Raw genomic sequence first — 19,491 nt, forward strand, 5'->3', positions numbered from 1 at the left:
GGGCAGAAGAGGCTGCCAGGGCCCCTGGACAGGGGCGGACGGGCGGGTTCACCATCGCGGTATGCGGTAGCAGCGCAAGCGCGGGAGGTGCCCATGGTCACCGGTCCGGTTCAGCAGCCGTCAGTCGTCGCCCGGCCGTCCGCCGGGCCACCGCATCCGGCCAGCCTCCCCATCGAGCGGCAACGCACCGGGCTGCCCGGTGACCCGCGCCCGGCTGGGCTCGCGGGTGACCTGCACGCGCTCGCCCGGGCCATCGCCGCGGCGCCGACCGAGCCGCGCTGGCGCGAACGCGTGCTGCTGCGGCTGCGCCCGGTCGGGCAGGGCTTCAGCGAGCACGTCCAGGTCACCGAGGGTCCCGCCGGGCTCTACCGGGAACTGCTCACCCATGCGCCCCGGCTCCACCACGGGGTCCGGCTGCTGACCCGCGAGCACGCCGCGATCGGCGCCGCGCTCCTGGCCGTGCAGCGGGTCGCCGAGCAGTCCGACGCCAGCCCCGACGAGCTGCGCCACCGGGCCGCGTACCTGCTGCGGACGCTGGCACGGCATCGGCGGCGCGGCGCGGACCTGCTCTGGCAGGCGTACCAGACGGATCTGGGTGGAGAGACCTGAGCGCGGGCCCGCCGGCGAGCGGGAACCGGGGCGTCGGCGGACACGTCGAACCCGTATGCGTCGATCGCTTCTGCTCCTCGGCCTGCCCCTGGTGGTGCTCGCGGCCGGCTGCGCCCCGGCGGGCGGCGGCCCGGCCGATGGACCCACCGCCCCTGCGCACCGGTGGGAGGCGTTCGACCAGCGGGCCACCGAGGTCGCCGAGGCGTGGCGTCCCGGCCCCGAGTGGCGCACCGGGTACGTCCCGTTGCAGGGGCCGACCGTGCTGACCGGCGACCCGCGCTTCACCCCCGACACCGAGGCGGCCTTCCGGGCCGGCTGGTACCGGGAGCAGGTGCCCATCCCGCCCACCCGGGTCGGCGGGGAGATCCGGTTTCCGGACGGCACGCTGACCGTGCCGTTGGTCAGCGCGGCGGAGGCGTACCGGCAGCTCGACCAGGGTGACCCGCTGCCCTGCCCCGGACGGCCGAAGCGGCCCGGGCTGCCGACCCCCGGCCCCAGCGTCGAACCCGGACCGGACGGCTGGGTCAGCAGCGCCCCGGAGACCGCCTGCCTTCCGCTGACCGTCACCGGCGTCACGCTCGGCACCGTGCCGGTCCGCACCAGCCGAGGCGAGGCCCAGGTCCCGGCCTGGCTGTTCACCATCGAGGAACTGGCCACTCCGGTGGCGCGGCTCGCCGTCGCGCCCACGGTGGTCACCCCGGTTTCCGAGCCCACCACGCCCGCGCGGCCACTGCCGGACGGACTCGTGTCCGCTCAGGACCTGACGGCCGTCGACGGCACGCGGCTGACCGTCCGGCTCGGTGTCGGCGCCTGCGACACCGGGATCACTCCGCTCGTGCAGGAACGGCCGGACGTGGTGGTGGTCGGCGGCGGCGTCACCCGGTCCACCGGCGTCTGCCCCGATCTGCTCAAGCTGGAGCCGGTCACCGTCACCCTGGCCGCGCCGCTGGGCGCCCGGCCGGTGCTGGACGTCTCCACCGGCGCCCCGCTGTCGATCGCCCCGCGCTGACCGGGTGAGGCGTAAGGAGTGGCGGTCAGAGGATGCTGGGCACGTCGGTGCTGATCGGCACCGGCAGCACGGTGGGACGGTCCGCGCGCAGTCCCGCGGCGAGCGCCGAGCCGAGCTGGTCGGGTGTCTCGACCACCTCGGTGGCGCAGCCGTAGCCGGCCGCGATCGCGGTGATGTCCAGACCCGGCAGGTCCAGTCCGGGCACCCCGGGCGTCTTCTTCAGCTCGGCGAACGCCTTGAGGATCGCGTACTGCTGGTTGACCGGAACGACCACCACCACCGGCAGGGACAGCCGCGCGGCGGTCCACAGCGCCTGCACCGAGTAGTGGAACGAGCCGTCGCCGACCACCGCCACCACCGGCCGGCCACGCCCGGTGTCCCGCTCGGCGAGCGCCACCCCGACCGCGGCCGGCAGGCCGTAGCCGAGACCGCCGCTGGCCATCGTGAAGTACGACGCCGGGCGGGTGATCCGCAGCCGGCGGCGCAGTGCGGACAGGTTGGACGGTGACTCCTGGACCAGCACCCCGTCCGCCGGCCAGTGTGCGGCCAACGCGGCGAACAGGGCGTCGGCGCTCAGCGGCGCGGTGACCTCCGGCGGGGCCAGGGCGGTCCGGGGCCCGGGTGGCGGCCGGTCGGCCGGCGGCACCAGGTCGAGCAGCGCGGCCAGGGTCAGCCCGGGATCGCCGAGCAGGCTGTCCCCGACGGGGGCCCGGGCGGCCTCGTCCGGGTCGTCCGTGACGTGCAGCAGCCGGGTGCCGTCGGGCAGATGAGCGCCCGGCACGTACGGGTAGTAGCGGAACACCGGAGCGCCGACCACCAGCACGGTGTCGTGTCCACGCAGCGCCTCGGCCAGCGGCCCGATGGCGAACGGCAGCACCCCGCGAAACTGCGTGTGGTTCTCCGGGAACACGGCCCGCTCCGGCGCGGGGGCCGACCAGACCGGCGCGGCCAGCCGCTCGGCCAGCGCGACCGCGGTCGACCAACTCCCGGACCGGTCCACCCCGGGCCCGAACACCAGGACGGGGTCGCGGCTGCCGGCCAGGACTCGGGCGAACTCGCCCAGCCGCTCCGGGTCCGGCGCGAACCGGGTGGCCACCGTGCGCGGCGCGGGCGGGGAGTCAGCCGGCTGGTCCCAGTCGTCCATCGGCAGGGAGAGGAACACCGGCCCGGCCGGAGGTTGCACCGCGGTCGCGTACGCGCGCAGCAGCGCCGCCGGGATGTCCTGCGCCCGGACCGGCTCGTAGCCCCACTTCACGTACGGCTGCGGCAGTTCGGCGGCCCGGCGGCTGGTCAGCCTGGGTTCGAGCAGCAGCATCTCGCGGGTCTGCTGGCCGGCGGTGACGATCAGCGGGGTCTTGTTGTGCCAGGCGGTGACCATGTTGCCCATGCCGTTGCCGGTGCCCGGGGCGGTGTGCAGGTTGACGTGGGCGGGTGCGCCGGTGGCCTGGGCGTAGCCGTCGGCCATCGCGACCGCCGTCGCCTCGTGCAGCGCGTGGACGTAGTGGAAGTCGGCCGGGAAGTCCCCCAGGAACGGCTCCTCGGTGGAGCCGGGGTTGCCGAAGATGGTGGTCATGCCGAGGGCACGGAGCACGTCGTACGTCGCGTCCCGGACCGTTGCCATCGCCACCTGCCTCCGTCTCGCGCGCAGGGACGACCGCGCCGCCCTCCCGATCAACCGAATCTATCGGGATGTGACGGACCTTTCGGGCGTTTCCCGGGCGTCGTGACCGGGCGCACCATGGCGGGCCACGCCCGTGCCGGCTCAGGGCAACGCGAAGGGCAGAGAGATGCCGTCCAGCGCGCGGCCGCACGCGCAGTCCTGCGTGGCGGGCAGCCCGGCCAGCGCGTCCAGCAGCACGTCCCGCAGCCGATCGGTGTTCGCCGCGAAGACCCGGAACACCTCGTCCTGGGTCACCGACTCGCCGGCCCGCACCCCGGCGTCCAGGTCGGTGATCAACGCGATCGACGAGTAGCAGAGGGCGAGCTCCCGGGCGAGCACCGCCTCCGGGTGGCCGGTCATGTTGACCACCGTGCCGCCGATCGAGGCGAACCAGTGCGACTCGGCCCGGGTGGAGAACCGGGGGCCCTCGACCACCACCACCGTCCCGCCGTCCACGGCGGTGACGTCCCGGGCGGCGGCCGCGGTGAGCAGCGCCCGCCGGCCACGCGGGCAGTACGGATCGGCGAACGGCACGTGCACCGCGCCCCGGTCGTAGTAGGTCTGCGCCCGGCCGCTGGTCCGGTCGATCAGCTGGTCCGGCACCACGAACGTGCCCGGGCCCAACTCCGGGCGGAGCCCACCGACCGCGCACGGGGCGAGCACTTGGCGTACGCCGAGGGAGCGCAGCGCCCAGAGGTTGGCCCGGTAGGGGATCAGGTGCGGCGGGTACCGGTGGTCCCGGCCGTGCCGGGGCAGGAATGCGACCCGCCGCCCGGCGACCTCGGCGATGGTCACCGCGTCCGACGGTGGGCCGTACGGGGTGTCCAACTCGTGGGCGGTGCCGTCGAGAAGGGCGTACAGGCCCGATCCGCCGATCACCGCGAGGTCCGCTGTCGGTGCCAATCGACCCTCCGTCTCAACTGTCCGATCACCCGCCGGTCAGACCTTAGCCAGCACCCGGGCCGCAGGCTATGGTGCCAGGCATGGCGTTGACAGCACGGATGACCCCGGTGCACCGTGCGGATCCGGTGGGTGACGGATCCCCGGCGCGGGTTCACGGTTGACGGGTGTGTGGGATGCAGGGAGAGGGCCAGGCGATCGGCGGACGGGCGATGGAGTCGATGACCGGGCGGCTGCTGGTCGCGACTCCGGCCCTCAAGGACCCGAACTTCGACCGTACGGTGGTGCTGCTGGTCGCCCACGAGCCGGGCGGCGCGCTCGGTGTGGTGCTGAACCGGGCCACCGAGGTGCCGGTCGCCGAGGTGCTCGGCGACTGGAACGACCTGGCCCGCCACCCGGCGGTGCTCTTCGAGGGCGGCCCGGTGCAGCCCGACTCGGCCATCTGCCTGGCGCGGATGCGCCAGCCGCTGCGCCGGGTCAAGGGCTTCCATCAGGTCTCCGGGGCGGTCGGCACGATCGACCTCTCGGTCGACCCGGAGCGGCTGCGGGAGAGCATCGGCGGCATCCGGGTCTTCGCCGGCTACTCCGGCTGGGGGAGCGGCCAGCTGGAGCAGGAGATCGCCGACGGTTCCTGGTTCCTGCTGGACGCGCTGCCCGGTGACGCCTTCGTCGACCGGCCGGACGACCTGTGGCCGATGGTGCTGCGCCGGCAGGGCGGGATGATGGCCGCCGTCGCCCATTTCCCGCCGGACGTGGCGCTGAACTGACCCGGTCCGGTGGGAGCCCCGGGGGTGGCTCGGCGGGGACCCCGCGAGATGACCATGCCGGCCGGGATGTGTATAGTTTCCCAGTGCCCGGGCGACCGGGACACAGCAAGGGGCCGTGGCGCAGCTGGTAGCGCACCACACTGGCAGTGTGGGGGTCAGGGGTTCGAGTCCCCTCGGCTCCACCCTTCGCGACAAGGGCGTTCGTCAGACATGACGGACGCCCTTCGTCGTTTCGGACATCAGAAGTAGCCACAGCTGTTGCCCGTCGTCCCACAACACGTTCTTCATGGCGTCGACGGGGTGGACGAGCTCCGTGGGCAGGACGTGACCGCAGATGTTCATGGTGACGCCGGTCTCCGAGTGGCCCAGGAGTCGCATGAGCACTCGGGCCGGCCACGCCCTGGGCTGGCATGTCACCGCCGCCATACCCCTCCAGTACGGCCAAGAGGGGCCCAGCCCGGCCCCGCGACAGCAGTCGCCCCGGGGGCCTTGGCCGGGGCCAGCTCAGCCCAGGTAGAAGTCCCTGCGGGCGGCCACGAACGCCTCGATCGACTGGGCGTGGACGCCCGTCACGCGCTCGACGCCGTCGGCCGTGCGGTCGTAACGGTTGTCCCGGTGGAGCTGGGCCATGGTGGCGACGTGCTGTGCAATGTGCGGCGGCATCCCCAGCTTCGGGAGCTGGGCCTGCCACCGGTCGAGCGGTAGGTCAACATAGGACACCGGACGATCCAGGGCCCGAGAGAAGGCCGCGGCCAGCTCCGTCATGTCGACCGAGCGTGGCCGGTCAACTCGTAGACCTGACCGATGTGCGGAGCCGGGTCGCAGAGCACGGTGGCGACGACCCGGGCGACGTCGTCCACGGCGACCGGCGAGGTGCGTCCGGTGCCGAACGGCAGCGCGATCGTGCCGTTCTCCTTGATCGACCGCGCCGCCATCGTGGTGAACAGCGGAGTGTCCAGGAACGCCGTCGGCCGGATGTGCACCACGGGCAGGCCGGACCAGTTCAGTACCTGCTCCGCCAGCCAGTGCAGCCGCTGCTGGTGCGACTCCCCGCTGCTGGTAGCGGTCATCTGCGACACCGTCATCTGCGACAGGTCGACCAGGGCCTCCAGCTTCCCGTACTCCTTGGCAACGGAGGCCACCACGGTCGCCGCCAACAGGTGGTCCGGCGACACGGTCATCGCGAAGAGCATCCGTGCCACGCCCTGCAGTGCGGCCGCTACCGTCTCGGGCCGGGTCAGGTCCCCGATGACGACGTCCGCGCCGGGCGCCCGCACCTCGGCGGAACGCTCGTCCTCGCGACGGACCATGAAACGCACCGGCACATCCTGCGCCCGCAACTGCTCGAAGACCGTACGGCCCACGCCGCCGGCACCGGGGATGAGAACAAGGTTGCTGGCAACCATCAGTCGATCTCCTTCAGAAACCTGAGTTGAGGTGTGAGCAGAGCGTCAGCGGAGCTGTCAGCAAGGCGTTGGCCGCGGCGAATTGCCCGAATGGGCACGCACGCACCCGAGCATAGGAGTCACACGGGGCCTGACCTGAGTGTTCCTGGCAGCGGGCCCTCAGCGTCCGGTGGCGACCTGTCGGGCCCGGTTGGCCGCGTGTCGGGCCAGCAGGCCCACCAGCAGCGCCCCGAGCACGGCCCACAGCGCGAGGGTGATCAGCGGGCCGGCGACGTGAGCACCGTCGAAGTAGTTGAGGTCGGTGACGGCCCGTATGGCGGCGCCGGGCGGGAGCAGCCCCGAGACGATGCGGGCCGGAGCGGGCAGCAGGTCGGCGCCGATGGCGGCGCCGCTGGTCGAGTTGCCGACGGTGAGTAGCAGCAGCGTGGCCACCGGGACGCCGATCGGGCCGAGCCAGGTGCCGAGCAACTTGGTGGTGAACGCCGTCGCGGCTGCCAGCAGCGCGAGCGTGCCCGCCAGGGGCAGGAACGGTGCCGGTAGGGCTCCCAGGATCGGTCCGGCGATGGCGGCCGCGACGGTGCCGCAGGCTGCCGCGAAGCCCCAGATCAGCCGGAACCGGTGGCGCAGGGCCAGCACGTGGCCGAGGCCCAGGGTGGTCTGGCCGAGGACGAACCCGGCGAGGGTGACACCGAACGCCACATAGAAACCGCACAGTCCACGACTGTCGAACTTGTCCAGCGGGACGATGTCCGGGTCTGCAGGTGCTGCCCCGCGTGGTTCGCATAGGTGGCGGCGAGGCCGCTGACGGCGTTGGTGGTGGACAGGCCGTTGGCTGCGGCCACGTCCAGCCGCAGTCCGCCGTCACCGTCGGGGCCGAGGGCTGCGACGGCGTCACGGTGGAGGACCGCGTGGCGCGCCGTGTCGGCGTCGGCTGCCTGGTGCACGTCGACTCGGTCGCCGAGCGTCTGCTGGACCTCGGTGGCGAGCTGCTGCCCGGTGACGGCCAGCGGCACGCCGTGCGGCTCGGGGTCGCGCTGGAGGCCCACATATAGGCCGACGAAGGCCGATACCACGATCAGTCCGATGATCGCTGGTTGCAGCCAGGCCCGCACCGGCACCTTCCGGCGGGCGGACGGTCCGGGCGACACAGGTGGCGTGGACGCCGCGGGCGTCGAGGACCCGGTGGGCGCGGTCGGCGATGTCATAGGGGCTCCACTGCTGTCGGTGTTAGATGTCGTCAACAATCTAAACGAAGGCTAGGATAGATTGCAAATGACATCCATTTGAGGAGAGTGATCCCGTGAGCCGCGTGTCACAGGCGCAAGCACAGGAGAACCGGCGGCGCGTCGTAGCCATCGCTTCCCGGATGTTCCGCGAGAAGGGCACCGCGGTCAGCGTCGCCGATGTGATGAAAGCCGCCGCGCTCACCCATGGCGGGTTCTACAAGCAGTTCGCCTCGAAGGAGAACCTGATCGACGAGGCCACCGCCCACGCCTTCGACAAGCCGGCGGCATACTCGGCGGAGGCGCTCGAGGAGCACGCCGGGGAGCACGAGGCCGCCCGCCGGACACTGATCGAGCAGTACCTCTCGCTCTGGCACCGCGATCACGCCGGGGACGGCTGCCCGGTCTCCGGATTCGCCGCTGACATGGGACGCGAGACCGACCAGGCCGCCCGCGCCCACCACGTCTACATCAACGGGGTACGGAACCTCGCCGCCCGGCTGGACACCGGCGACGACGACGGCATGGCCCAGCTCTGCACCATGGTCGGTGCCCTCGCCCTCGCCCGCGCCACCCGCGGCAACCCGATCTCCGAAGAACTGCTGCAGGCCGCGCGCACGTCTCTCACCGAGAGCGGAACCGGGCAGTCCGCCGAGTAACGCTGCCGCTCGTGAACGAGTAGCCAAGGCGGTGTCCGTACCTCGGCGGACTGGTTGGGCAGCGCCGGGCGAGGTTGACCAAGCCCCGCCCGCTGCTGGCAGTGTGGGGGTCAGGGTTCGAGTCCCCTCGGCTCCACAACTCTTTGATCTGCGGTTTTTCGCTGTGCTGCAATCGCCATGCGAACCCGCTGATCGAGGGACAGAGCGTTCCTGGGCAGCGGGCGAGAGATGCATGCATAATGAATGCATGGTTGCTCTCCAGATTCGGGACGTGCCGGAAGAAGTACGAGACGCCCTTGCGGCCCAGGCCAAGGCGCGCGGGCAGTCACTCCAGGCGTACCTGCTGGAGTTGGTCGAGACGCAGGCTCGACGTCTGCGCAACTCGGCGGCCCTTGATCGCTTCGCCGGTCGATCGGACGGTGCTCGCTCCCTGCCGGGGGAGAGTGCCACCGAGTTGACCGACCAACGGGAGCAGCACGGACCACGGGGAAGTGCCGCGTGATAGTCGTGGATGCGTCGGTCCTGGCCGATGCCCTGGTCGACGACGGGCCGGTAGGCGACGCGGCGCGGCGGGAACTGACCGGAGATCCGCACTGGGTCGCGCCCGGCCATCTTCTGGTCGAGGTCATGTCGGTGATCAGGGGCAAGGTCCTCGGTGGGAAGCTCGGTTTTGCCCGGGCTCAGGAGGCGATCAATACTTTGCCTTCGTTGGTCATCGACGAGGTTGGCGTCGCGATGCTGCTCGACCGGATGTGGCAGTTGCGCGGCAATGTCACGGCCTACGACGCGGCGTATGTCGCGGCGGCGGAGTTGATGGCCTGTCCGCTCGTGACCGGTGATGGTCGGCTCGCCAAGGCCAGCGGCGTCCGCTGCGAGATCCGACTGCTCGCTGCTCCCTGACGACGGCTGTCCAATGATCGTCGCCCTCGGGCCTTTGAGTTGGTCAATCCAAGTGACAGCGGCTCACCGGCGATAGTCGCAGGCTGGTTCGCACGGTGGTACCTCCGGCCCACCTTACGAAATGCCCTGGCACGGGACCGATCCCGCACCAGGGCGTTGTCATCGGTGTCGCGGCGTGGATACCCCTGCCTTCAGGCGAAACGCCGCTCCCTCCAGAGATGGGCTTACATGAACTACTGGCAGAATGGGAGGCATGGGTGAGGCGGTGAAGCGGGCGTACAAGTACCGCTTCTATCCGACCCCCGAGCAGGCCGACCAGCTCAACCGCACCTTCGGGTGCGTGCGCAAGGTCTACAACCTCGCGTTGGAGGCGCGCACCCGTGCGTGGGCGGTCGACCGGCAGCGCAGCACCTACGTGCAGTCCTCGGCGTGGCTGACCGAGTGGAAGCGCACCGAGGAGCTTGTGTTCCTCAATGAGGTCAGTTCCGTGCCGTTGCAGCAGGCGCTGCGGCACCTGCAAGCCGGGTTCGCGGCGTTCTGGGGCAAGCGGTCGCGCTACCCGCGGTTTAAGTCCAAGCGCAAGTCTCGGGCGTCGGCGGAGTACACCCGCTCGGCGTTTCGCTGGCGCGACGGGCAGCTCACCCTGGCCAAGATGGAGACCCCACTGGACATCGTGTGGTCCCGGCCCCTGCCCGACGGCGTCGAGCCGTCCACGGTCACGGTGTCCCGCGACCCGGCCGGTCGGTGGTTCGTGTCCATGCTGGTGGAAGACCCCTCCATCGCAGCCGTGCCGCCGGTGGGCGCCGCGGTGGGGATAGACGCGGGCATCACCAGTCTGCTCACCCTGTCCACCGGGGAGAAGATCACCAACCCGCGCCACGAGCGCGCTGACCGGCGCAAACTGGCCAAGGCGCAGCGGAACCTGTCGCGTAAGGCCAAGGACTCCGCCAACCGGGCCAAGGCCCGCCTCGCGGTGGCCCGGATCCATGCCCGCATCGCCGACCGGCGGCGGGATCACCTGCACAAGCTGTCGACTCGACTCGTCCGTGAGAACCAAACGGTCGTGATCGAAGACCTCAGCGTGCGCAACATGCTGCGCAACCACAGTCTGGCCCGCGCCATCTCCGACGCGGCGTGGACACACCTGCGCAGCATGATCGAGTACAAGGCCGCCTGGTACGGGCGGACCGTGATTGCCATCGACCGCTGGCATCCGAGCACGAAGACCTGCTCGGCGTGCGGGCGGATCAACACCGCCATGACCCTCGGCGTTCGCGCCTGGACGTGTCCGGGCTGCGATGCCGTGCACGACCGGGACGCCAACGCCGCCCGCAACATCCTCGCCGCCGGGCTGGCGGAGAGGTAAAACGCCTGTGAAGGGACGATAAGACCCGACCCGCGCAAGCGGTGAAGGCACGGCCCGGTGAAACAGGAACCCCCTCGGGTGACCGAGGGAATCCCCGCCCTTCAGGGCAGTGGAGGATGTCAAGACCGTAGATCTGTTCGGGCGAGCGCCTCCAGCCCCTGCAGGGAGGGGTTGCGGTCCCGGCCCTGCTCCAGGCGGAGGTAGTAGTCCGAGCTGATGCCGGCGAGCTGGGCGACCTCTTGGCGGCGCAGGCCGGGGACCCGGCGCAGGCCCGCACCGGCGCCGATGCCGACGTCCTCGGGTCGGACCAGTTCCCGCCGGGCCCGGAGGAACTCGCCGAGCGGGTTGTCGCCATCCATGTCACCCACGGTAGGTCGGTTGCCCCGGCGGTGGCTGGCCCTCCCACTACCTGCCACCGAGGTGGCCGCCGCTGGCTGCGGCCCGGCCCGGACGGCCCCCAACGGCACCTTCTCCGACCGCGAGGGACCGCTGCCCTGGTAGGTACGGAGCCGTAGACGCGACACGCCCTGACCGGAGGCATCCGGTCAGGGCGTTTTCGACTGTATGTCCGGTCAGGCCGTGATCAGCCCTGGCGGCTCTTCCACTGCGGGTTCGCGCGGTTCACCACGATGACCCGGCCGTGCCGGCGGACCACCACCGAACCGGGCTTCTGCTTGAGCGCGCGCAACGAGGTGCGTACCTTCATGTCTGCCTCCTCGGCCTGAGGGATCGGCCTCGATCCGTACCGTCTGTCGGAACGCCGTGGCCCGTGCCGCGATTCCCGGCGGCCCCGGCGTCGAACCTTTGCCGTCCCGCGCCCGTACCACTGCGCGGGAGGTCACACCATGCGCGTGCGCCGAGTGCTCGCCGCCATGCTGGTCGCCGTCGCGACCGTGCCGTTCAGCGCCGCGCCCGCCGCCGCGCACGGCGCGCCGACCAGCCCGATCAGCCGGGCCGCGGCCTGCGGACCCGAGGGCCGGTACGCGGCCACCAGCGCCTGCCGGGCGGCGGTCGAGGCGGGCGCGGCGGTCCGCGAGTGGGACAACGTCCGGGTCGCCGCGATCAACGGTCGGGACCGGGAGCGGATCCCTGACGGTGAGCTGTGCAGCGGTGGGCTCTCCGCGTACCGGGGGCTCGATCTGCCCCGGACCGACTGGCCGAGCACCGAGCTGACCGCCGGCGCCCGGTTCACCTTCCGTTACCGGACCACCATCGAGCACCGGGGCACCTTCCGGCTCTACGTCACCCGGCCCGGCTACGACCCCCGCGCGCCTCTGACCTGGGGGGACCTGGAGTCGCGCCCGTTCCTGACGGTGACCGACCCGCCGGTGCGGGCCGGGGCGTACCAGCTGGCGGGTCGGCTGCCGGCGAGCCGGGACGGCCGGCACCTGATCTACACGATCTGGCAGAACTCCAACACTCCGGACACCTACTACTCCTGCTCCGACGTGGTGTTCCGCCCCGCGCGGGGCGGCGCGGCGACGGGTACCCCGCGGCCGGCCGTCGCGACGAAGGGCGCGCCGGCGGTGCCGCGTACCGCCGCGGGCCGGCCGGCCGCCACCGAGCCGGCGGTGGCGGCGGCGGCCGACCCGGGCGTGCCGGTGGCGTCGGTGACCGACCTCAGCAGCCGGTGGCCGGTGCTTGCCGGTGCCGCCGCCGTGCTGGTCATCGCGCTGCTGGTCGGCGCGGGTCGGATGCGCCGCACCGTCGGCGCGCCGGTCGGGCGGCAGTGCGAGGTGCGCAACCATCGGGCCGGGCGGCGCCGGATCTGGTGATCCGGCCCGCCACCGGCCCGGCGGCGCTCAGCCCAGGTGCCGGTCGATCTCGGCCAGTTCCTCGGCGCTGAAGTCGAGATTGTCCAGCGCGGCGATGTTCGTCTCCAGCTGCGCGACGCTGCTCGCCCCGATGATCAGGCTGGTCATCCGCGGGTCGCGCAGCGCCCAGGCCAGCGCGAGCTGGGCCAGTGACTGGCCGCGTCGCTCGGCGACCTCGCCCAACCCCCGGATGGTGGCCATCTTCTCGTCGCTGAGGTCGCTCTCGTTGAGGAAGACGCTGGTGCGCACCCGCGAGTCGGCCGGGATGCCACCCAGGTAGCGGTCGGTCAGCAGGCCCTGGGCCAACGGGCTGTAGGCGATGCAGCCGGCGCCGACCTGCTCGAGCGTGTCGAGCAGGCCGTCGGTCTCCGTCCACCGGTTGAGCATCGAGTACGACGGCTGGTTGATCAGCAGCGGCGTGCCCAGCTCGCGCAGGATCGCGGCGGCGCGGGCCGTCTGCTCGGAGTTGTAGTTGGAGATGCCGACGTAGAGCGCCTTGCCGGAGCGGACGATGGCGTCCAACGCGCCCATCGTCTCCTCCAGCGGGGTGTCCGGGTCGAACCGGTGCGAGTAGAAGATGTCGACGTAGTCCAGCCCCATCCGGCTCAGGGACTGGTCCAGCGAGGAGATCAGGTACTTGCGTGAGCCCCACTCGCCGTACGGGCCGGGCCACATGAGGTAGCCGGCCTTGCTGGAGATGACCAGCTCGTCCCGGTATGGCTTCAGGTCGGTGGCGAGCATCCGGCCGAAGTTCTCCTCGGCTGCGCCGGGTGGGGGGCCGTAGTTGTTGGCCAGGTCGAAGTGGGTGACACCCAGGTCGAAGGCGCGTCGGACGATGTCGCGTTGCCGCTCGAACGGGCGGTCCGGGCCGAAGTTGTGCCACAGGCCGAGGGAGACGGCGGGCAGCCGCAGGCCACTGCGTCCGCTGCGCCGGTAGGTCATCGTTTCGTAGCGGTCATCCGCGGCGAGGTAGGTCACGATCATGAGCGTAGCTCCGGCTCGGGGTACGCGGGATCGGGCGTGTGAACCCGGACAACGGGGTAGCTTCGAGACCATGCGTCTCATCGCGCTCGACACGCCCAAGCCGCTGTCCAGGATCGGGTTGGGCACGTGGCAGTTCGGCTCCCGGGAGTGGGGCTACGGCCCGGATTTCGAGCGTCAGGCGGCGCAGATCGTCCGGCGGGCGCTCGAGTTGGGTGTGACTGTCTTCGACACCGCGGAGATCTACGGCTTCGGGCGCAGCGAGCGGATCCTCGGCGCGGCGCTCGGCGACGACCGGCCCGAGGTGGTGATCGCGTCCAAGATCTTCCCGGTGCTGCCGGTGGCCGCGGTGGTGCAGCAGCGGGCGGTCGCCTCGGCGGCCCGGCTCGGCGTGACCTCCCTGGACCTCTACCAGGTGCACCAGCCGCACCCGCTGGTCGCCGACCACAGCACCATGCGCGGGATGCGCGCGTTGCAGGACGTCGGGCTGGTCGGCGAGGTTGGGGTGAGCAACTACGGGCTGCGCCGATGGCAGGTCGCCGAGGCGGCGCTCGGCCGGCGGGTGCTCAGCAACCAGGTCCGCTACAGCATGCTGGACCGCGCGCCCGAGCAGGACCTGCTGCCGTACGCGCGGGAGGCCGGTCGGGTGGTCATTGCGTACAGCCCACTCGCCCAGGGCTTCCTCTCCGGCCGCTACGACGCGAAGAACCCGCCGACCGGCGCCGTCCGGCGGGCCAACCCGTACTTCCTGCCGGAGAACCTTGAGCGGGGTGCCGCCCTGATCGACACGTTGCGCCAGGTCGCCGACGCGCACGACGCCACCCCCAGCCAGATCGCGCTGGCCTACGTGCTGCGCCACCCGAACGTACTGGCCATCCCCGGCGCGTCCGGCGTGGAGCAGATGGAACGCAACGCCGCCGCCGCCGACATCGACTTCACCGACGACGAGTACGCCGCACTGGCCGAGGCCGCCAAACGGTTCCGGCCGGTCACCGGCCTCGCCGCGATGCCCCGAATGTTGCGCGCCCGGTTCACCGGCCCGACGGAAAAGTGAGCACAGTGGACGACATCACCGCAATGATTCTGGACGACCACGCCGCCTTCCGGCGCGGCTTCGCCCGCCTCGACGATGCCCGTGGCGAGCAGGAGCTGTTGGCGATCTGGGACGCACTCGCCCTGCACCTGGACATCCACGCCGAGGCCGAGGAGGCGATCCTCTACCCGCACCTGGTCAAGCACGGCGACGACGGCGAGGACGAGACCGCCGACGCGATCGGCGACCACAACAAGATCCGGGACGCCATCGCCGAGTCCAAGCTGCACCCGGTCGGCTCGGATCGCTGGTGGGCGGCGGTCGGCACGGCCCGTCGGGAGAACAGCGAGCACCTGGCCGAGGAGGAGGACGAGGCCCTGCCCGACTTCCGCCGGCATGCCAGCCCGGAGCTGCGCGCCGAGCTGGGCCACCGCTGGCTCACCTTCTACGGCGAGCACAAGAACGGGCGTGACCTGCCCTTCCGGGACAAGGACCCACAGTCGTACGTGGCCGACCACCGCTGAACGCGGCTCGATCTCCCCGGCACGGGGGAGTCGCAGAGGTTGGCGACGGCAGCAGAATGACGGGGTGACTCCCCGAGCAGCCCTGGCACCGCTGGTCGCCGGCAGCACCTGGCGGCGTGGCGTGTTCCTGCTGCTGGGCGGGGTCCTGGCGCTGCCGTACGGGCTGCTCGCGGTGACCTTCGCCCAGCTGCTCACCGGCTCGGAGATCCCCCGTTCGCTGGTGTTCGCCCTGCTGGTGATCGCGCTGGTGATCGCCGTGGTGCCGCTGCTGCTCGACGGCAGCCGGGCACTGGAGATCGCCGCCGTACGGGCGCTGCTCGGCGTCGACCTGCCCGACCCCGCGCCGGGGCACCGCGGCGACCGGGACACCCGGCTGCGCAGCGCGCTCTGGATCGCCACCCACCTCACCATCGGCGCGCTGGTGATGGTTGCGCTGATCACGGCCGTGCCGATGGCGTTGGCCTTCATCGCCCAGCAGTTCGGCATCGGCGCCGACCTGGTCAGCCGGGAACGGTTCGGGCCACTGGACGGGCGGGACACCGGCTGGCTGACGCTGACCGGGGTGGTCCTGCTGGCCGGTCTCGGCTACGCCGTCGCCGGGCTCGGCGCGCTCGCCGGGTCGATGGCGCCAGTGCTGCTCGGTCCGACCCCGGCGGAGCGGATCGCCGCACTGGAGGCGCAGGCCACCCGGCTCGCCGAACGCAACCGGCTGGCCCGGGAACTGCACGACTCGGTCGGCCACGCGCTGACGGTGGCCACCCTTCAGGCCGGCGCCGCCCGCGAGGTGCTCGACACCGACCCGGAATTCGTCCGGCGAGCGCTCGGTGCCATCGAGGAGTCGGGTCGGACCGCGATGGACGAGCTGGACCACGTCCTCGGGCTGCTCCGGGAGACCGGCGGTGGCCGGACCGCGGTGGCGCCGCAGCGTACCCTCGCCGACCTGGACCGGCTGGTCACCGACACCCGCGCGACCGGGCTGGCGGTGCACGCGCACCGCTCCGGCGACCCGGCGCGGGTGCCGCCGGCGGTCTCGCGGGAGGGCTACCGAATCGTCCAGGAAGGGTTGACCAATGCGGCACGGTACGGCCACGGGCCGGTGACGCTGCGGCTGGACCTGCACCCGGACGCGCTGGACCTGGAGCTGGTCAACGCGCTGGGCCGCGCCGGCCGTGCCGACCCGGGCCGGGGCGGCCGCGGCCTGGACGGGATGCGGGAACGCGTGCTGCTGCTCGGCGGCCGGATCAGCGTCGGCCCGGACGGCGGCCTGTGGCTGATCCGGGCCCGCCTGCCGTACGAGGGGACGCGATGACCACCGGTGTGCTGATCGTCGACGACGACGAGCTGATCCGGGTCGGGCTGCGGGCCATCATCGACGCCCAACCCGACCTGCGGGTGCTCGCCGAGGCCGCCGACGGCGCCGAGGTGCCGCCGCTGGTCGCCCGGCACCGGCCGGACGTGGTGCTGATGGACGTGCGGATGCCCGGCATCGACGGCATCCAGGCCACCCGACACCTGCTGGCCACCTCCGCCGACCCGCCCCGGGTGCTCGTCGTCACCACCTTCGCCACTGACGAGTACGTCTATGAGGCGCTGCGCGCCGGCGCCGCCGGCTTCCTGCTCAAACGGGCCCGGCCGGCCGAGGTGGTCGAGGCGGTCCGGGTGGTCGCGGCGGGTGAGTCGCTGCTCTTCCCGGCCGCGATCCGCCGGCTGGCTGGCGCGTACGGGCCGACGGGCGGTGATCGGCTGACCGCCGCCCGGCTCACCGAGCGGGAGGCCGAGGTGCTGCGGCTGATGACCACCGGCCGGTCCAACCCGGAGATCGCCGCGCACCTGGTGGTCGGGGTGGAGACGGTCAAGACGCACGTCGGCAACGTGCTGGCCAAGCTGGGCGTACGCGATCGAACCCAGGCGGTGATCGCCGCCTACGAGTCCGGTTTCGTCACCCCGTCCGGCTGACCGGTCCCTCCCACGGGGGAGCGGGTTCACCGCCGCCCGGGAGGGGTACGGCCGGCCACCGGCCGAGGCTGGAAGCATGACGACGATCACTGCCTCGCCACCCCGTCCCGACTCCCGATGGCCCGACCGGCTGGCCCCGCTGGCCGCCGGCTGGCTCGGTCTGTGGGGCGTGCTCGCCCTGTTCGGCACGCTCACCGGGGCCGGCTACCCGTTCGGCGCGAACGACCCGCACGGCGGCGACGCCAACCTGCTGCGCCTGGTGCCGGTGCAGCTTGCCACGCCGCTCTTCGCCGGGGTGCTGCTGACCGCCGCGGTGGCGGCGCTGGCGATGAGCCGTCCGGCCGTACGCCCGCTCGGCGCGCCGCGGGCGCTGCTCGCCGGATACGCGTGGACGGTGGCGTTCGTGCTCGCCGTGGTCGTGCCGGACGCCCGGGTGCTGGTCATCCTCGGCTACCTGCCGATGCTGATCATCGGGGCGCCGTTCGGCTGGCCGCCCGCCGACTACGCCGAGGTGTTCACCTGGGCGCTGTTCGCCCGGTTCGCCGCGCTCGTCGGTGGGCTGCTGCTGGCCGGGGCGGTGCTCGCCTGGCAGCGCCGCACCGCCGGGGCCTGCGTCGGCTGCGGCCGTCACGACACCGACCGGGGCTGGACCACCCCGGCCGCCGCCGCGCGCTGGGGTCGGTGGGCCGCCGGCATCGCCGCGGCCATCCCGCTGGCGTACGCGGTGACCCGGTTCGCCTGGGCGGCCGATATCCCGCTGGGCATCTCTGAGGAGTTCCTGACCGAGATGCAGGAGACCGGGATGGTGTGGGCCGGGTTGGGGCTGGGTGCGTTCGCCACCGTCGGCGCGATCCTCACCCTCGGGCTGGTGCAGCGGTGGGGCGAGCGGTTCCCCCGCTGGATGCTGGGACTGGCCGGCCGCCGGGTGCCGGTGAAGCTGGCCGTGGTGCCGGCCACCCTGGTCGCCGTCGCGGTGACCGCCGCCACTCTGGGGCTGCTCAGCAACCCCGAGTTCTGGCAGCTCACCCACGGTTTCAGCCTGGCCGGGGCGCCGATGATGCTCTGGCCGTTCTGGGGAGTGGCGCTCGGCGCCGCCACGTACGCGTACCACCTGCGCCGCCGCGGAGCCTGCCCGCGCTGCGACCGCGGCTGAGCGTGTAAGGAGGGGACCCTTGTTGTCGGATTTCGTTGTACAGGGGTCCCTTCCTAACGTGAGCTAGCGTGGGTCGGGTGACTGCGCCCTCCCCGGTAATCCCGGTTCCACCGGCCGACCTGCCCGGCACGCTCGGCGCGCTACGGGCGGCCGGTCACCAGTACCGCACCGTCAAGCAGGAACTCCGCGAGAATCTCCTGGCCCGGATGCGCAACGGCGAGGCCCGCTTCCCCGGCATCGTCGGCTACGACGACAGCGTGCTGCCCGAGGTCGAGCGGGCGCTGCTCGCCGGGCACGACATGGTGCTGCTCGGCGAGCGCGGCCAGGGCAAGACCAGGCTGATCCGCTCCCTCGGCGCCCTGCTCGACGAGTGGACCCCGGTCATCCCCGGGTCGGTGCTCAACGAGCACCCGATGCATCCACTCACCGCGGCGTCCCGCGCCGAGGTCGCCGAGGCCGGCGACGACCAGCCGGTCGGCTGGCTGCACCGCTCGATGCGCTACGGCGAGAAGTTGGCCACCCCGGACACCAGCGTCGGTGACCTGATCGGCGACGTCGACCCGATCCGGATCGCCCAGGGCCGCACCCTCGGCGACCCGGAGACCATCCACTTCGGGCTGGTGCCCCGTACCAACCGGGGCATCTTCGCCGTCAACGAGCTGCCCGACCTGGCCGAGCGGATCCAGGTGGCGCTGCTCAACGTGCTGGAGGAGCGCGACATCCAGGTCCGCGGCTACCAGCTGCGGCTGCCGCTGGATTTGCTCCTGGTGGCCAGCGCCAACCCGGAGGACTACACCAACCGGGGCCGGATCATCACCCCGCTCAAGGACCGGTTCGGCGCGGAGATCCGTACCCACTACCCGGTCGACCTGGAGTTGGAGCTGGAGCTGATCCGGCAGGAGGCCGACCTGGTCGCCGAGGTGCCGGAGCACGTCCTGGAGGTCCTGGCCCGGTTCGCCCGCGCGGTGCGCGAGTCACCGTCGGTGGACCCGCGCTCGGGCGTCTCCGCCCGGTTCGCCATCGCCGCCGCCGAGACCGTGGCCGGTGCCGCGCTGCGCCGGGCCGGCCTGCTCGCCGCCGCCGGCACCCCGGAAGGGCGGCCGGAGGCCGCGGTGGCCCGGGTCGGCGACGCGGTGTCGGTGACCAGCACCCTGCGCGGCAAGGTGGAGTTCGAGAGCGGCGAGGAGGGGCGGGAGATCGAGATCCTGGCCCACCTGCTGCGGACCGCGACCGCCGAGACGTTCCGCGCCCACCTGGCCGGGCTGGACCTGTCCGGCTTCACCGGCCTGGTCGAGGAGGGCGCGGCGATCGAGACCGGCGAGCTGGTCGGCGCCGCCGAGCTGCTGCGCCAGGTGGGTACCGTGCCCGGGCTGGCCAAGGTGCTGGACCGGCTCGGCCTGGGCGACGCGCCCACCCCGGAGGAGGCCGCCGCCGGTGTCGAGTTCGTGCTGGAGGGGCTGCACCTGACCCGGCGGCTCGGCAAGGACGTGACCGACTCCGGGCGCACCGTCTACGGCGGCCGGGGCTGACC

24 protein-coding genes, 1 tRNA gene and 1 pseudogene are annotated in these 19,491 nt (G+C 72.3%); 17 read left to right on the forward strand and 9 right to left on the reverse strand.

Annotated features, from left to right (window positions below; genetic code table 11):
• Nucleotides 1-93 precede the first annotated feature (93 nt).
• Nucleotides 94-609, forward strand: a complete 516-nt coding sequence (locus KBX63_RS13845) for a hypothetical protein (RefSeq protein WP_247662272.1) — start codon at nt 94-96, stop codon at nt 607-609.
• A 55-nt stretch (nt 610-664) separates the two neighbouring features.
• On the forward strand, nt 665-1,618 hold the full coding sequence (locus tag KBX63_RS13850) for a hypothetical protein (RefSeq protein WP_210911412.1): 954 nt from the start codon (nt 665-667) through the stop codon (nt 1,616-1,618).
• Nucleotides 1,619-1,643: 25 nt separating this feature from the next.
• On the opposite strand, the gene mdlC is transcribed toward KBX63_RS13850, so the two are convergent.
• Both mdlC and KBX63_RS13860 read right to left on the reverse strand, forming a co-directional pair.
• Nucleotides 1,644-3,239, reverse strand: a complete 1,596-nt coding sequence (gene mdlC, locus KBX63_RS13855) for a benzoylformate decarboxylase (RefSeq protein WP_210911413.1) — start codon at nt 3,237-3,239, stop codon at nt 1,644-1,646.
• Between the two features lie 141 nt (nt 3,240-3,380).
• Nucleotides 3,381-4,181, reverse strand: coding sequence for an S-methyl-5'-thioadenosine phosphorylase (locus tag KBX63_RS13860; RefSeq protein ID WP_210911414.1), 801 nt, complete (start codon nt 4,179-4,181; stop codon nt 3,381-3,383).
• A gap of 173 nt (nt 4,182-4,354) precedes the next feature.
• Between KBX63_RS13860 and KBX63_RS13865 the strand changes: the two genes are divergently transcribed.
• A complete protein-coding gene (locus KBX63_RS13865; RefSeq protein WP_210911415.1) occupies nt 4,355-4,945 on the forward strand; it encodes a YqgE/AlgH family protein in 591 nt (196 codons plus the stop codon).
• A 109-nt stretch (nt 4,946-5,054) separates the two neighbouring features.
• A tRNA-Ala gene (locus KBX63_RS13870) sits at nt 5,055-5,127 on the forward strand.
• A 22-nt stretch (nt 5,128-5,149) separates the two neighbouring features.
• On the opposite strand, the gene KBX63_RS13875 is transcribed toward KBX63_RS13870, so the two are convergent.
• The 4 genes from KBX63_RS13875 to KBX63_RS13890 form a co-directional block, all read right to left on the reverse strand.
• A complete protein-coding gene (locus KBX63_RS13875; protein ID WP_210911416.1) occupies nt 5,150-5,323 on the reverse strand; it encodes a hypothetical protein in 174 nt (57 codons plus the stop codon).
• Nucleotides 5,324-5,449: 126 nt separating this feature from the next.
• Nucleotides 5,450-5,710: a hypothetical protein gene (locus tag KBX63_RS13880; protein ID WP_210911417.1), complete on the reverse strand. Its 261-nt coding sequence runs from the start codon at nt 5,708-5,710 to the stop codon at nt 5,450-5,452.
• Nucleotides 5,707-6,351 (reverse strand): NAD(P)H-binding protein, encoded by a 645-nt coding sequence (locus KBX63_RS13885; RefSeq protein WP_210911418.1) that lies wholly within the window; start codon nt 6,349-6,351, stop codon nt 5,707-5,709. Before KBX63_RS13885 ends, KBX63_RS13880 begins: the two co-directional genes overlap by 4 nt.
• 159 nt (nt 6,352-6,510) lie before the next feature.
• Complete coding sequence (locus KBX63_RS13890) at nt 6,511-7,050, reverse strand: hypothetical protein (RefSeq protein WP_210911419.1); 540 nt, start codon at nt 7,048-7,050, stop codon at nt 6,511-6,513.
• A 209-nt stretch (nt 7,051-7,259) separates the two neighbouring features.
• Here KBX63_RS13890 and KBX63_RS13895 point away from each other — a divergent pair, with 209 nt between their 5' ends.
• The 6 genes from KBX63_RS13895 (at nt 7,260) to KBX63_RS13920 (ending at nt 10,499) form a co-directional block, all read left to right on the forward strand.
• Nucleotides 7,260-7,403 (forward strand): hypothetical protein, encoded by a 144-nt coding sequence (locus KBX63_RS13895; RefSeq protein WP_210911420.1) that lies wholly within the window; start codon nt 7,260-7,262, stop codon nt 7,401-7,403.
• A 31-nt stretch (nt 7,404-7,434) separates the two neighbouring features.
• The gene (locus tag KBX63_RS13900; protein WP_210911421.1) at nt 7,435-7,611 is read left to right on the forward strand and encodes a hypothetical protein; all 177 of its coding nucleotides are present in this window, start codon (nt 7,435-7,437) and stop codon (nt 7,609-7,611) included.
• Nucleotides 7,612-7,651: 40 nt separating this feature from the next.
• The gene (locus tag KBX63_RS13905) at nt 7,652-8,233 is read left to right on the forward strand and encodes a TetR/AcrR family transcriptional regulator (RefSeq protein WP_210911422.1); all 582 of its coding nucleotides are present in this window, start codon (nt 7,652-7,654) and stop codon (nt 8,231-8,233) included.
• Between the two features lie 247 nt (nt 8,234-8,480).
• A complete protein-coding gene (locus KBX63_RS13910) occupies nt 8,481-8,735 on the forward strand; it encodes a hypothetical protein (protein ID WP_210911423.1) in 255 nt (84 codons plus the stop codon).
• Nucleotides 8,732-9,133, forward strand: a complete 402-nt coding sequence (locus tag KBX63_RS13915; protein ID WP_210911424.1) for a type II toxin-antitoxin system VapC family toxin — start codon at nt 8,732-8,734, stop codon at nt 9,131-9,133. The genes KBX63_RS13910 and KBX63_RS13915 overlap by 4 nt, the downstream gene beginning before the upstream one ends.
• A 253-nt stretch (nt 9,134-9,386) precedes the next feature.
• Nucleotides 9,387-10,499: an RNA-guided endonuclease TnpB family protein gene (locus tag KBX63_RS13920; RefSeq protein ID WP_210911425.1), complete on the forward strand. Its 1,113-nt coding sequence runs from the start codon at nt 9,387-9,389 to the stop codon at nt 10,497-10,499.
• 137 nt (nt 10,500-10,636) lie between these two features.
• Here the strand turns inward: KBX63_RS13920 and KBX63_RS13925 are convergent.
• A pseudogene (locus KBX63_RS13925) lies at nt 10,637-10,858 on the reverse strand (helix-turn-helix domain-containing protein); the annotation flags it as partial.
• Between the two features lie 224 nt (nt 10,859-11,082).
• Nucleotides 11,083-11,205 carry a ribosomal protein bL36 gene (locus KBX63_RS13930; protein WP_053657252.1) on the reverse strand — a complete coding sequence of 41 codons (123 nt, stop codon included), beginning with the start codon at nt 11,203-11,205 and terminating at the stop codon, nt 11,083-11,085.
• Between the two features lie 139 nt (nt 11,206-11,344).
• Between KBX63_RS13930 and KBX63_RS13935 the strand changes: the two genes are divergently transcribed.
• On the forward strand, nt 11,345-12,274 hold the full coding sequence (locus KBX63_RS13935) for a lytic polysaccharide monooxygenase (protein ID WP_210911427.1): 930 nt from the start codon (nt 11,345-11,347) through the stop codon (nt 12,272-12,274).
• A 27-nt stretch (nt 12,275-12,301) separates the two neighbouring features.
• Here KBX63_RS13935 and mgrA read toward each other — a convergent pair whose 3' ends face one another.
• A complete protein-coding gene (mgrA, locus tag KBX63_RS13940; RefSeq protein WP_210911428.1) occupies nt 12,302-13,297 on the reverse strand; it encodes an L-glyceraldehyde 3-phosphate reductase in 996 nt (331 codons plus the stop codon).
• Nucleotides 13,298-13,367: 70 nt separating this feature from the next.
• Between mgrA and KBX63_RS13945 the strand changes: the two genes are divergently transcribed.
• The 6 genes from KBX63_RS13945 (at nt 13,368) to KBX63_RS13970 (ending at nt 19,489) form a co-directional block, all read left to right on the forward strand.
• The gene (locus KBX63_RS13945; protein ID WP_210911429.1) at nt 13,368-14,348 is read left to right on the forward strand and encodes an aldo/keto reductase; all 981 of its coding nucleotides are present in this window, start codon (nt 13,368-13,370) and stop codon (nt 14,346-14,348) included.
• Between the two features lie 5 nt (nt 14,349-14,353).
• Nucleotides 14,354-14,851: a hemerythrin domain-containing protein gene (locus tag KBX63_RS13950; protein ID WP_307871708.1), complete on the forward strand. Its 498-nt coding sequence runs from the start codon at nt 14,354-14,356 to the stop codon at nt 14,849-14,851.
• 64 nt (nt 14,852-14,915) lie between these two features.
• Nucleotides 14,916-16,160, forward strand: a complete 1,245-nt coding sequence (locus KBX63_RS13955; protein WP_210911431.1) for a histidine kinase — start codon at nt 14,916-14,918, stop codon at nt 16,158-16,160.
• Nucleotides 16,157-16,807 (forward strand): response regulator transcription factor, encoded by a 651-nt coding sequence (locus KBX63_RS13960; RefSeq protein WP_210911432.1) that lies wholly within the window; start codon nt 16,157-16,159, stop codon nt 16,805-16,807. Before KBX63_RS13955 ends, KBX63_RS13960 begins: the two co-directional genes overlap by 4 nt.
• A 76-nt stretch (nt 16,808-16,883) precedes the next feature.
• The gene (locus KBX63_RS13965; protein ID WP_210911433.1) at nt 16,884-17,960 is read left to right on the forward strand and encodes a hypothetical protein; all 1,077 of its coding nucleotides are present in this window, start codon (nt 16,884-16,886) and stop codon (nt 17,958-17,960) included.
• 68 nt (nt 17,961-18,028) lie between these two features.
• The gene (locus KBX63_RS13970) at nt 18,029-19,489 is read left to right on the forward strand and encodes a sigma 54-interacting transcriptional regulator (protein WP_210911434.1); all 1,461 of its coding nucleotides are present in this window, start codon (nt 18,029-18,031) and stop codon (nt 19,487-19,489) included.
• The last annotated feature ends 2 nt before the right edge of the window (nt 19,490-19,491 follow it).

The sequence above is a fragment of the Micromonospora sp. U21 genome (assembly GCF_018070045.1).
Lineage (GTDB): Bacteria > Actinomycetota > Actinomycetes > Mycobacteriales > Micromonosporaceae > Micromonospora.

Coding starts and splice junctions, on each gene's coding strand:
- KBX63_RS13960 (WP_210911432.1), top strand. CDS start 16,157: ATGACCACCGGTGTGCTGATCGTCGACGACGACGAGCTGATCCGGGTC.
- mdlC (WP_210911413.1), bottom strand. CDS start 3,239: ATGGCAACGGTCCGGGACGCGACGTACGACGTGCTCCGTGCCCTCGGC.
- KBX63_RS13920 (WP_210911425.1), top strand. CDS start 9,387: ATGGGTGAGGCGGTGAAGCGGGCGTACAAGTACCGCTTCTATCCGACC.
- KBX63_RS13900 (WP_210911421.1), top strand. CDS start 7,435: ATGATCGCTGGTTGCAGCCAGGCCCGCACCGGCACCTTCCGGCGGGCG.
- KBX63_RS13910 (WP_210911423.1), top strand. CDS start 8,481: ATGGTTGCTCTCCAGATTCGGGACGTGCCGGAAGAAGTACGAGACGCC.
- KBX63_RS13875 (WP_210911416.1), bottom strand. CDS start 5,323: ATGCGACTCCTGGGCCACTCGGAGACCGGCGTCACCATGAACATCTGC.
- KBX63_RS13935 (WP_210911427.1), top strand. CDS start 11,345: ATGCGCGTGCGCCGAGTGCTCGCCGCCATGCTGGTCGCCGTCGCGACC.
- KBX63_RS13880 (WP_210911417.1), bottom strand. CDS start 5,710: ATGACGGAGCTGGCCGCGGCCTTCTCTCGGGCCCTGGATCGTCCGGTG.
- KBX63_RS13865 (WP_210911415.1), top strand. CDS start 4,355: ATGCAGGGAGAGGGCCAGGCGATCGGCGGACGGGCGATGGAGTCGATG.
- KBX63_RS13965 (WP_210911433.1), top strand. CDS start 16,884: ATGACGACGATCACTGCCTCGCCACCCCGTCCCGACTCCCGATGGCCC.
- KBX63_RS13850 (WP_210911412.1), top strand. CDS start 665: ATGCGTCGATCGCTTCTGCTCCTCGGCCTGCCCCTGGTGGTGCTCGCG.
- KBX63_RS13885 (WP_210911418.1), bottom strand. CDS start 6,351: ATGGTTGCCAGCAACCTTGTTCTCATCCCCGGTGCCGGCGGCGTGGGC.
- KBX63_RS13845 (WP_247662272.1), top strand. CDS start 94: ATGGTCACCGGTCCGGTTCAGCAGCCGTCAGTCGTCGCCCGGCCGTCC.
- KBX63_RS13930 (WP_053657252.1), bottom strand. CDS start 11,205: ATGAAGGTACGCACCTCGTTGCGCGCGCTCAAGCAGAAGCCCGGTTCG.
- KBX63_RS13945 (WP_210911429.1), top strand. CDS start 13,368: ATGCGTCTCATCGCGCTCGACACGCCCAAGCCGCTGTCCAGGATCGGG.
- mgrA (WP_210911428.1), bottom strand. CDS start 13,297: ATGATCGTGACCTACCTCGCCGCGGATGACCGCTACGAAACGATGACC.